Here is a 12,087-nt window from a genome sequence, read left to right on the forward strand (position 1 = left end):
GCCCATCGGCCACCCACCCGGGTGGCCAAAGGCTCTGCCCGGCACTTCCCGCTGGGAATTTCCGTCAAACCTGCGTATGCTGCGCCCCACATTTGTGCATCGACCCGCCCTGCGGCTCAGATGCACTGGCCTGGCAGATGACTTTCTCACCAGGCCCCACAGCCGGACGCAAGATCCGGGTGTACGTTTTGAAGGCTGGCGCGGTTTACCAAAAATGATCCAAGCCAGTCCCCGAGAAGCCGGCCACAAGCCGGCTTTTTAATGCCTGAAAAAAGTTAACTGCCCAGAACCTGCATTTGTCTCAGCAGCGCTGTCACTTCCCCCTCACGGATAACTAAACCCTTTCACCAACGTCAACTCCCCCACCGCACGCATCGGCACCAGGAACGTCTCCATCTTCTCGCTCGGCGTGCCTTCCTCGGTAATCACCGTTACCTGCGCGGTAGTCAGCGCTTGCACCGCATCTTCCTGCCCCTCCTCATCACTGCTGTACCCGCCACCGAAGTAGTTCACATACACCAGATATTGCCCCTTGATCGGCGCAGGCATGGCGAAGATTTCCGGGCCGTAGCCGGTGGTGACGTCGACGTCGAGCGCTGCGCCGTTGGGGACGACGCGCTCGCCGTACCAGATGTGCGCGCCGTCGGGGGTGATCAGGTGCAGGTCGAGGTCGGTGTTGTCGCTGTCCCAGGCCAGCAATACGCGCAATTTGGCCGGGGTCGCGCCGCCGCTGCTGTTGAGAAATTGCGTGCGCTGACGTTGTTGGCCATCAGGGCTGCGAACCTCGACGCTGTTGCTACCGTTGGGGAATGAGAACGGGCGATCGAAGCGCCCGGTCGGGTCGATTTTCAGCGGCATGCTGACCCCGTTGACGATCAGTCGGCCGGGCTCTGTGGATTTGGCTGTAGCTTTGATCTGCCCGCTGATGCGAGCCGTGTTGGCCTGCCCTGTCGGGGTATTCACCGATGAGGCCGGGTAGTTGACGGTCTGCCGGAAGTTTTCCCCTTCGCCCTCAGGCGCGCCGGTGCGCCAGCCGCCTGCGGGGGTGTCGAGTTTGACGCTGTCAGCCGCCATCACCGATGGCAACGCCACCAGCGAACAGAGCAACAGCAAGACCTGTGGATAACGGAGTTTCATGGTCTATTCCAGCAAGAGGTGGCGGGCGAGCCCTTCGATGTAGGTTTCATCCTGGCCATTGGGGTGTGCTTCGAAGGCCAGGTGCAGGTACTCGTGGGTCAGGTCGAGGCGGTCTTGCAGTGTCCGCGCGCCACGCACGTAGATACGCTGACGTTCGCGGTCGACATAGGGGCGGCCGAATGCCAGGCGGCATACGGCGAAGGTGCTGACTTCGTTGTAGCCGGTTTCGCTTTCAAGTTTTTGGCGCCAGCCGCGCCGTTGTTTCTGCAGCCATTCTTGTGCGGCGGGCAACGCTTCGCAGGACGCGACCGGGTTGTCCCAGCGACTGAGACTGGCGCGTGGGTAGGCGTGCAGCAGGATGGCGTCGTAGCGCTGGCCGGCACGGGCCTGTTCGACGGCTTGCTGCCAGGACAGTTTGTCCGGGCCAGGCTGATCGGAATGGTAGGTGATGGTGCTGCCGGCCAGCACCAGGTCGCTGGTCCAGGCGGCGATGTCGCGAGACTCGGACGACGCCGGACGCGGTGCGACCCGCTGACGACTGCTGCTGTCGTCGATACTCAGGCAGTCACCGCTGCGCGTGGCGTTTTGCAGCAGGTAAGTGCGGATGGCCACGGCCAGGGCTTTGGCGGCTTCGACCGGTTCTGTACTGGCTTCGCGCTGGAGCACACGGGCAACGTACTCTTCGCGATTCAGACGAGCCACGAGCTTGTCGCTCAGCAGAAACAGTTCACCGTCGCTGTGGATATCCAGCGCATTACCGTTGGCGAATTCGACGCGGTAGTCACCCTGCAATGCCCCGGAAGTCACTGCGGTGCCCCCTGACAGCACGCGCCGAAGTGGATAGCGAGAGAACAGGTCGACCTCTACGCACTGCCCTGCATCCACAGGCCATGCAACAGGAATCACCGTAGACAGTGCCTGCGCGTAATCACGCAGTACCCGTTGACTGGTACCGCGCCCGCCGGCCCAGACCGGTGTACCGTCCGCCGTCCAACCGGCAAACCCACCCTGTCGCGATGTTGCATCCTGATCCGCCAGCCAGCTCCAGGTCTTCACCCGAAGACGGCTTCCGAGTTCGCCGACGACCTGGCCATCGGCGGCATTGAGCATCACATCGAGCAACACACGCCGGGCTTGATCCTGCGCCGGCAGCACGGCCAACATCTTCAACAGTTCCGCCACCGAAACCCGGGTAGCCGGTTGCAACGAAGGCAAATCCAGCAGCCATTGCGGCGCTTGCCGCGTCTGCCAATAGGCTCGCCAGTCGGCATCGCTGATGCCCAACCGCGCGGGTTCGAAATACAGACCGCATGACTTCACCAACGCCTGATCACGCTCGATCCTGCCGCCCGCCGTGCAGCAATAAACCTCTTCCTTCGACTGGCCCCGGCACTCATAAGCCGGCTCACGCGCGCCGGTGTCCACCAGCCAGGCGTAGACGAACAACTTCCACACACTGCCCAGTGGCGACTGCAACGTCTGCGGCAACGGCTCGCGGGTGATCACCTGCGTTCGACTCAGCGACAACAAATCGCCCTTGAAGGCCAGGCGCAAAGGTTCGTCCTGCGCCGTTGCCAGCACAGGGATCAAACACAACAACCAAGCTGTCAGCCGCCTGTGCACGTCAGTGAACCGTGACCTGGCCAAGGGCTGCCTTTTGTTCCATCGCCTGATGCTGCGGCGCATAAACCTGAGTGAAACGCACCGGCGGCAAGTTGAACTGCCCTTTCTGCGAGAAACGCACCAGATGCCGCAGGCGCAGTTCACCACTCAAGGCATCGACCGGAATGGCGTAAGCCATTTGCCCCGGTTCGAAACGCGCCTTCTCCAGCGACGTCGGCTCGGTGCCGGCCTTGCCCATGAGTTTGATGCCCCAGGTCGTGCGCTCGACATCGGCGCCCGGTGGCAGCGGCACTTCCAGCATCCCGTAACGCAACGGTCTGGCGGCTTGGCTGGTGACGATCACCTCATCGAGATAGAGGTTGTCGCTGGACAGTGGCGCGTTGCCGACCGCTTCAAGTTTGAAGGTGAAAGCCGCATCCCCCGGCACCAATCGCGACAGGCGACGGGTGATGGTCAAGGCCATCGGATCGACCGCCGGCTGTTGGCTGCGGTAACTCAATGCAGCGCGTAGCGGACGCTCTTGTGCGCCGGTCAGCGTCAATACCGTCGGCACAGGTGCAGGCCCCTGCCACGTCCAATACATCTCCCCAGAAACCCCGTACTGTTTCTTCCAGCCTTCACCTGGCGCCAATGCAATGGTGGGTGATGCCTGCTCGATGCTGCGTTGCAGCCAGGTCAATGCCAACGCACGTTCCAGGGTCGATTGCTGAGGCAGCAAACGTTGCAGCAAGGCCTGGGCGTGAGCCTGATCGAAGGGTTGCAGCGACAGGTTCAGCGCTTCGGCAAACGGCTGGGAACTGACCGCCAGACGTTGCTGCGCGTCGGCCAGTTGCCGATTGAACGCGTCCGGTAACGCGACCTTCGCTTGCCTGGCCAACGATGCCGTCAGCACGCGTGCAGCCGCCAACCCCAAGGCAGAATCCGGATCGCTCATGACGAGGCTGTCTTCGCCGTCCTCCATCAGGTTCGCCGCGGTGCCCTCGCCCGCTTTCGCCAGGTCGTCCATCAAGCCACTGAGCAAGGTGCTGACCGGCAACTGCATCTGTTTGGCGAACGACAGGATCAGCGCCCGCTGCAACAACGGCGTGTTCTTCGCCTGTTTGGCGTAGACCTCCAGCACCCGCTGCCAATGCTCCGGCGGCAGGCTCGGTTCCAGCACCTGGCTGGCGTGCCAGTCGGCGTAGTAGGCATAGGCGGTGAGGAATGCATCCGGCTCGCCATCCATGCCCCACCAGGTGAAGCTCGCCGAAGGGCCGGCCATTTGTACCAGACGCAAGCGACTGTTTTGCATGATCAGACGCAGGCGATCACGGATCTGCGGATTCGCCGCCAGCGTCGGGTAGGCGATGCTCAATGGCAGCAGGCCGCTGGCGGTCTGCTCGACGCCACCGTAGGGGTAGCTCAACAGATCGTCGAGTGCAGAACGGAACAACGCTTGCGGACTGTCGTCCAGACGCAGGCGGATATCACTGGCGTCTGTCGGCAACGTCAGCGGCGTATCGCCCTCACCCACATCAAGGCTCTGGGTTTGAGTCACCTGCCAGCCGTCACCGGTTGCGCTCAGGCGCACCGCCAGGGCATCAGCGGTTTTGCCATCCTGCATCAGCTCGGCGCTCCACTCGCCATTGACCAGTTCAAAGGTCGGCAACGGGATGTAGTTGATGCCACTGTTCAGAGTTGCAGGCACGCGCTGTTCGTTGCCGGCGTAACGGGTCACCAGTTCGGCCTTGACCGGTTTCTCGGCCTGACTGAAGGCGAACACACCGAGGTCCGGTTTGTCACCGGCGCGGAATCGGGTCGGCCCGCTCCACTTCAGGTACAGCGGTTTTTCCGAGCGTACGAACTGCTTCTTCTGCCCGACCTGACCGCCATCGGCGATGGCCCTGGCGGTGATGCGCCAGCGGGTCAGGGAGTCGGGCATCTTGAAGGTGAAGCGGGTTTTGCCGTTGGCATCGGTCAGCAATTCAGGTTGCCACGCCGCCGTGTCGACGTCTTCGCGACGCGGCCGCTCCAGCACCTTCACACCGCGCTCACTGCGATTGGCCTTGCCCGGAGCACCGGGGCTGCCCGGCAAGGCAACGTCATAGCTGATGAACGATAAACTGGCGCTGGTGCGCACGTTGTTGCGCCGTGGGTGATAGAAGAACTGGTCGATGCTCGGCGCGACTTCCGGTTGCAGGGCGTAGACCATTTCATCGACCACGCTGACCGTCAGGTGCGCGGGAATCGCTTTGCCGGCGAACCGGGTGGTCAGGTCCACCGAGACGGTTTCACCCGGCAGGTAGGTTTCTTTGTCGGTGGCGATTGCCACGTCGATCTGTGGCGTTACCACCTTGATGCCGGCGTTCTGGAAACTGTATTGGCCACCCTTGGTGTACAACACCGAGAAGGTCAGGTTCGGCGCGAAACCGTCTTTCACCGGGATGCGCGCGCGGTATTGGGTATCGCTGAGTTTTTCCATCGTCAGCCAGTCGCCGCCCTTGGAAAGTAGCGCAGTGGCTTCGACCTTGTCGCGTTCCAGAGATAACAGCGCATCACTCACTGGCTCGGGGAAAGTGATCAGCGCCAGCGCTTCATCGCCTGCGATGTACTCGGGCTTGTCGAGGACGATTTCCACGGTGCCGGGTACGGCTTTGACACCTTCGCCGGTCACCGAATGGCCGGTGGCGCCGACCGCCCGGCCATGATCATCCTTGAGCGTCAGGTTGTAGGTGCCCGGCCGGTCAAAGGCCAGGGTGAAACCTTTGTCGGTTGCCGCGAGCTTGCCTTCGCCGGTGCTCTGGTCCTCCAAACGCACCCAGCCATAGCTGCCTGGCGTAACGGCATCGGCCTGCTCGCCTTCGCGGGCATAGCTGAAGGCAACCTTGTCACCCACCGCGCTGAAGCGTTGAGGCGCGCTCAAGCGGAAATTCGCCGCGCCACGGTCGATGAGGATTTCCTTGGTGGTCTTGACCCGATACGCCGCACCGTCGCTGGCAAACACCGTGAGCATGTAGCGACTGGGCTTGTCCGCTGCCGGCAAGTCGAGGGACGCGCTGCCCTTGGCGTCGGTGGTCAATTCGGTGCTGGTCAGCTCCACCGGAAATTGCCCGAGGTATTGCAGTTCATTGTCGACCATCGACAGCTGTTGGGCGCGCAGGCTCAGGCTCAATTTCGCATTGGTCACCGGTTTTCCATCCGGGTACAGCAGCACCAGGCTGCCCTTGACCGGTTCGCCTGTGCGGTAATCCTGCTTGGCCAGGTTGAGCGAAATCTCGAAGTGCGGCTTGATGTATTCAGCCACGCGGAAGGCGCTGCTGTAAGCCTGATCCTTGTAGTTGAAACGCAGTTCATAGCCACCGGCCACAGCGTTATCGGGCAACTGGAATCGGCCCTGGGTGCCAGCCTTGGAATCGAGCTTCAGATCGAGGGATTGCAGCGCCGTGCCGGTCGCATCCAGCACGGTCACATTGACGTCGGCCGCGCTTGGCTGCACCGAGTCCCGCGCGTTCTTGAACTCCCGCCCGACGATTTTCAGCGACACCCAATCCCCCGGTCGATACAGCGGCCGGTCGGTGAAGGCATAGAGTTTGGTGTCGTAGATTTCGCTGTCGTAGTAGAAATTCTCGGAGACGAACACCCCGCCCTCTTCGTCTTCGCCGATCACGAACGAACGCTCGGGGCTGACGTGTTTCAAGCGCAGCAAGCCATCGGTATCGGTGGCGCCGCTGCTCATTACGCCCAGGCCATCGGTCCACAGCACATTGACCTTCGGCACCGAACTGCCTTCGTGTTTGCGCGCGGCCCACACCAGCAATTCGTCACCGGCGATCTTGCTCACCGCCACGGTGTTGGAGACGAACACCATGGTGGTGGCGCGGTACTTGCCGATCAGCGCTTCCACCAGATAAAGACCCGGCTTGAGATTGCCCAACGGGATGTACACGTTGCCCGGCGCGACGCTGACGAACTCGCTGGAAGAACCGGCCAGGTTCACCCCGGCAGGTGGCTGGATCGGCTTGGCCTGCCACAACGGATAACGGAACTGGCTGACCACCGGCAAACCCGGTATCAGTGCAAATTGCGGCTGCGCATCGTAGGGCGTTGGCGCGGCCATCGCGTTGCCCATCTTCAGTTCCGGCACTTCCTCGGTGACTTGTTTACGCGACTCGTAGGAAAACGCCCGCTGCATCACCCGACGAGATTTGCGATACCAGTTGTCCCACAGGTACGCGAGGGTATTGGACAGCCCCTCCCCCTTGAACTGGCCATCGCTGACCACCCGATGAAGGTTCTTCTGGCGCTTGAGGAAGTCCAGCGGCTTGTCGATGCGATACACCCGAATATCGGCGCCGCCGTAGGGTTCCATGCGAAACCGGCGATAGTCGCGACCCGGCGCTTCAAGGCGCACCATCGCCTGTTCATCGCTGGCAAAGCTGCTGTCGGCCAGCAGGAAAAAGCTCTCGCCGGCCACTGGCGCATAGCCGCTGGCCGGGACCGAGTCTTCGGCGTTTACCGCCGAGAACGGCAGCACCAATACCAACATCAGAGACAGAAAACGCAGCATACGGGCACCGGTCATTGGGAAAGAAAATTCAGTCGATAGACGCCGATGAAGTTGGGGTTGGCTGCGTCGGGTATCCATCGGGTGTCCTTCCATGTCATGAGTTGCTGCAGGCTTGCCGAACGCATGCCGTTGTCGGTGGGGGTGCTGGTGCCGGTGTGATAGGCGATGTAACGGCCCATCCAGATCATCAGGTGCTGGTCGTCGCCCTGGTCGAAAAACATCAGGTCGCCAGGGCGCGCTTGAGACACATCGCGGCTGACCAGATGGCTGTTGAACTGGATCAATTTGATCGCATTGACGTATGGCCCGACCTTGCCGCCGCCCTGCTGCCATTGCTGGGCAAGACCGCGCTGGGCGTCGCTCAATTGCAGTTCCGGCGGCAGGTAACGATTGGACAGACCATTGCTGCGCAGCCATTTGTCGTCATGGACTTTCAGCGCTTCGTTAGCGGCGAAGCGCACCAGCCCGGCACAGTCTTGTTGATACCAGCGCGGGCTCGGGCCCTGGCTCAGTTGCTCCTGGGCAATGCGCACGAACCAGGCACGAAACACCTGGGATTGCTGTGGGTCGAGCGACGGTGCCTCGACAGCGCGGGCACCCGCGCTCAGCAACAACGCCAGCAGGCCGAGACTTCGGATCAATGCCGTCACAGGGCTTTCCACTCCAGCGGCAGCCACTGCCAGTGGCCGTCTGGCTCGCTGCCTTCGGGCAAGGTCAGGGCGTATTTACCGTAGCCGCCGAGCTTGCGCAGCTTCGGGATCAGCCAGGTTTGCGCGGCGTTATAGAACACCGGTTCCATGTCCTGGGGCAGGCTGTCGAGGGTTTCCTGCTGCATCAGTTGGGCCATGGAGTCCGGGCCGAAATAGACCGGCATCAGCAGGTCTTTCGGTACCACGTCGGCCATCGGCGGGAAGCGTTTGTCGAGGGTGCCGAGGGCCTTGTCCACCAGCTTGTCGTCGAGGGAGAAAAGCAACGTCGAGCCATGCCTCGCCAGGCTGACTTTCATGAACGTCTTGCCGGTGATCGCGTCGGGGTTTTCGGCCTCCTTGGCCGCATAGGGACCGAAACTGGAGCTGACCTGGCGTTGCCACTGGTGGCTCTGGCCTGCCTGTTTCTCCATCACCGGGAAGGCACCGTCTTCGACTTTGCTCTCGTAGGCACCGACCATCGAGCCAAACAGGCTGCCCAGATCTCCATCGAGTTTGCCGCTGTCATCATCGTTGAGACTGGCCACCAGCAAGGGCGTGTACAACCGCGAATCGGCATACCAGCACAGGCCTGCCGCGCCGGCCATGTGTTCGGTCAATGCCTGGGCCACCTTCTCCTGCGCACCGAGCTTCACCAGCAGCGGTGTCTGTTGTTCGGCCGCCAGCGGCAACGCCACGCAAGCGCTGGCGCCCATGGGCATGGCTTGCCAGATCGGTTTGAAATCGAAGTCTGGCTGATTCTCCAGTTCATCCATGGCCAGGAAGCTGTGCCAGCCCTTGTCGTCCATGTCAAAACGCAGGCCGGCGAAGGTAGGGATGAAACGCTGGTAACCCATGGCCAGCACGCTGGCATTCACCGACAGGCGTTGTTTCACTTGCGGCTCACGAGGTGCGAGGCCGAAGGCTTCGGGAAACAGTTTGTCGCCATTGAGCAGCGCAGCAATGGCCGTGGTCGACACGCTGCCCGATTCTTCCGTTGCGCCACTTTGCGGATCGTAGAGTTTCGCCGGATTGGACAACACCACCAGTTTGTCGCCATGGGACGCAAACAGCAGCGCCTTGCTCGCGTTGTAGTTGAGTTGATAGAGCGTCACGTCGTCGGTACCGACCTTCACGTCAGCGACCTTGCTTAGCTGGGAGTCGCCCAGCGCCACTTTGGCCAGCGGCTCCAGCACCTTGGCCAGCCCGCCGCGATCCATCACCAGCAGGAAATCCTTGAGCCGCCCATCCGCCCCGCGCCACAACGCTACATCGGCAGGCTGATCGAACAACTGCTCGATCAAGGTGTCCTGCAGTTTCAGGTCGTGTTCGTAGATGATCCGCCGCAAGCTGCCGATCAAGCCCAAGCGATCGGCGTGGGTTTCGTAATAGAAGACGAAATCTTCGGTCAGGGTTTCCTTGAGGAACGGCACCGCCAGCAAGTCCTTGGGCAACTGGCTCAGGGAGTGGGTTTCCAATAGGCCATCCGGGCGGCTCATGCCCAGTTTGTCACTGGCCAACACGGGGGCCGGGGCCTTGGGCTTGTGCATGAACCACCCCAACCCACCGGCCACGCCAACGACCAGGCATATCCCGATCAGCAGCGTCGGCCAATGCAGGGGAGGTTTGGCCGCGGGTGCGCCAGCGGCCGGAGTAACAGTGCTATCACTCATGTTCACAAAACCCGATGTTCATCCGTGGAGCGGGGATGCTTAGTAGTTGAAAGTCTTGACCAGCAGCAGGTCGCCGATTGCGCGCAGGGGCACGATGAACGTCTCGCGTTTTTCATCGACGGTGTTTTCGTTGAGCACCAGGTTGATCTGCGAGGTAATCACCTCGTTCTGGTTGCTGGTCTCATCGAAGTTATAGCCGCCGCTGCCGAAGTTGCCCCAATAGTTCACGTAAACCAGATAGGTGCCACGCAGCGGTGCGGTCATGGTGAACATTTCCGGACCCGGGCCATCGACGCCGTCGGGGTCGAGGCCGCCGCCATTGGTCAAGGCCGAATGCGCCCAGAAGGCATGCTGACCATCAGGCGTGACAATATGCAGGTCGAGTTCGGCTTTCGGATCGTCCCAACCCAGCACCACGCGAATCCGCGCCGGGGTGCGCAGGTTGTTGGCTTCATAGAATTGAAAACGCTTGAGAGACTGGCCTTCGGCGCTGCGCACTTCGACGCTGTTGGAACCGGCGCCAAACGCATAGGGTCGGGCGAAACGCCCTTGTTCGTCGGTATAGAGATTCAGCGGATTGCCGTTGACCGCCAAGGTGTGCGGCCCGCGCTGGGTGCCGAGGGCCTTGAGCCGGCCTTCGATCATCGTGCGATTGCGCTGCACGCCCCGATCAATCGGCGGCGTGGGATAGGCGACTTGCGGGTTTTCCGTGCGGTCCAGCAACCCGTTGAAGCGCCAGCCGCCCACCGGCTCCGACACCTCGGCACTTGGCGCGGCCAGAACCGGCACACAGACCAACCCGATCAGCAGCAAAAGAAATGAGCGCATGTGACGCCTCCTGCCATGCATGACGAAACCTTGCGCCTGATCCTGAGCGCATTACAGATGTGGATACTGCGTTTCGTCTGAAAGACCCGTGATTGCCGAGTCGAATATGACGCGAAGGTTAGACGTGCAGGTGTTTTTTAACAATCGGGCGCATCTGGATTTGCGGGAGGAATCACAGCGCTGGGTGGACGGTGAGCCGAAAAGCATCTTCCGCCCTGTAGGAGCGAGCTTGCTCGCGATGAACGCAAGGGCACCGCGTCAAATCAGACAGTACGCGTCATCGTTAACGACCATCGCGAGCAAGCTCGCTCCTACAGGAATGGGCAGCACCAAATCCCCCGCTCATTTGCCCATACCCCCCCTATCTGCTAGTGTCGCGCCGGTTTAACGTCAACCGGAAATCGCCGCCATGGCCCGCAAAAAAGCTGCACTGGATTTCGAACAATCCCTCGCCGACCTGCAAACGCTGGTGGAGCGCCTGGAGAATGGCGAATTGTCGCTGGAGGACTCGCTGGCCGCTTTCGAGCAAGGCATTGGCCTGACCCGCGATTGCCAGGCGGCGCTGGCCCAGGCCGAGCAAAAGGTTCAGGTGCTGCTCGAGCGTGATGGCGAGTTGGCCGAGGAACCCTTCGACGCGGATCAGCCAGAATGATTGCAGCGTACTCGGCCACCAGCCAGGCCCGCGTCAATGCAGCGCTGGAAACCCTGTTCACCGCACCGAGCCCCGAGCTGGCGCGGCTGTACGAAGCCATGCGCTACAGCGTGATGAATGGCGGCAAACGCGTGCGCCCACTGTTGGCCTACGCCGCATGCGAGGCGTTGGGCGGTAAGGCCGAGCAAGCCAACGGTGCGGCCTGTGCGGTGGAATTGATCCACGCTTACTCGCTGGTGCATGACGATTTGCCAGCAATGGACGATGACGATCTGCGCCGCGGCCAGCCAACCACCCACAAGAAATTCGATGAAGCTTGCGCGATCCTCGCCGGCGACGGCTTGCAGAGCCTGGCTTTCAGCGCCCTGCTCGATCCACACCTGAGCGCGTCGGATGCCGAAATCCGCCTGCAAATGGTCAGTGCCCTGGCGTTGGCGGCAGGCCCGGCGGGCATGGTTGGCGGTCAGGCCATCGACCTCGGCTCGGTCGGTCTGAAGCTCGACCAGAAAGCCCTGGAGTACATGCACCGGCACAAGACCGGCGCGCTGATCGAGGCCAGCGTCAAACTCGGCGCCCTGGCCAGCGGCCGTGCCGAGAAAGACGAACTCAAGTCCCTGCAGACTTATGCACAGGCCATCGGTCTGGCATTCCAGGTGCAAGACGACATTCTCGACGTCGAAAGCGATACCGAAACCCTCGGCAAACGCCAGGGCGCCGACATTGCCCGGGACAAACCGACCTACCCGTCCCTGCTCGGCCTCGACGCCGCCAAGGCCTATGCCCTGGAGCTGCGCGACCAGGCCCTGCACGCACTGCGACCGTTTGACGCAGCGGCCGAGCCGTTGCGTGATCTGGCCCGGTATATCGTCGATCGCCGCAGCTGACGGCGAATCCGCCAAAAAAGACCAACGCGTGGGCAGGGGACGATGCATCAGGTAAACT

The 12,087-nt window shown here is 61.8% G+C and carries 8 protein-coding genes; 2 read left to right on the forward strand and 6 right to left on the reverse strand.

The genetic code is table 11. From position 1 onward, the window contains the following. Nucleotides 1-324: 324 nt before the first annotated feature. From AC1RP7_RS22055 to AC1RP7_RS22080, 6 genes are read right to left on the reverse strand one after another with little or no spacing between them, the layout of a single operon-like run. Nucleotides 325-1,137 (reverse strand): YfaP family protein, encoded by an 813-nt coding sequence (locus AC1RP7_RS22055; RefSeq protein ID WP_493182769.1) that lies wholly within the window; start codon nt 1,135-1,137, stop codon nt 325-327. A gap of 3 nt (nt 1,138-1,140) precedes the next feature. After that, nucleotides 1,141-2,760 (reverse strand): DUF2300 domain-containing protein, encoded by a 1,620-nt coding sequence (locus AC1RP7_RS22060; RefSeq protein WP_493182767.1) that lies wholly within the window; start codon nt 2,758-2,760, stop codon nt 1,141-1,143. A 1-nt stretch (nt 2,761) separates the two neighbouring features. Next, entirely contained in the window at nt 2,762-7,321 is a 4,560-nt protein-coding gene (locus AC1RP7_RS22065) for an alpha-2-macroglobulin family protein (RefSeq protein ID WP_493182765.1), read from the reverse strand. Continuing rightward, the gene (locus AC1RP7_RS22070) at nt 7,318-7,956 is read right to left on the reverse strand and encodes a DUF1175 domain-containing protein (protein ID WP_057713137.1); all 639 of its coding nucleotides are present in this window, start codon (nt 7,954-7,956) and stop codon (nt 7,318-7,320) included. Before AC1RP7_RS22070 ends, AC1RP7_RS22065 begins: the two co-directional genes overlap by 4 nt. Beyond that, the gene (locus AC1RP7_RS22075) at nt 7,953-9,665 is read right to left on the reverse strand and encodes a DUF2138 domain-containing protein (RefSeq protein WP_493182763.1); all 1,713 of its coding nucleotides are present in this window, start codon (nt 9,663-9,665) and stop codon (nt 7,953-7,955) included. Before AC1RP7_RS22075 ends, AC1RP7_RS22070 begins: the two co-directional genes overlap by 4 nt. Nucleotides 9,666-9,704: 39 nt before the next feature. Continuing rightward, nucleotides 9,705-10,493 (reverse strand): YfaP family protein, encoded by a 789-nt coding sequence (locus AC1RP7_RS22080; protein WP_493182762.1) that lies wholly within the window; start codon nt 10,491-10,493, stop codon nt 9,705-9,707. A gap of 409 nt (nt 10,494-10,902) precedes the next feature. Between AC1RP7_RS22080 and AC1RP7_RS22085 the strand changes: the two genes are divergently transcribed. Both AC1RP7_RS22085 and ispA read left to right on the forward strand, forming a co-directional pair. Continuing rightward, entirely contained in the window at nt 10,903-11,145 is a 243-nt protein-coding gene (locus tag AC1RP7_RS22085; protein ID WP_007970180.1) for an exodeoxyribonuclease VII small subunit, read from the forward strand. Further along, entirely contained in the window at nt 11,142-12,029 is an 888-nt protein-coding gene (ispA, locus tag AC1RP7_RS22090) for a (2E,6E)-farnesyl diphosphate synthase (RefSeq protein ID WP_493182760.1), read from the forward strand. Before AC1RP7_RS22085 ends, ispA begins: the two co-directional genes overlap by 4 nt. Nucleotides 12,030-12,087: the final 58 nt, after the last annotated feature.

Source organism: Pseudomonas sp. GW822-FHT01E03 (genome assembly GCF_058802985.1).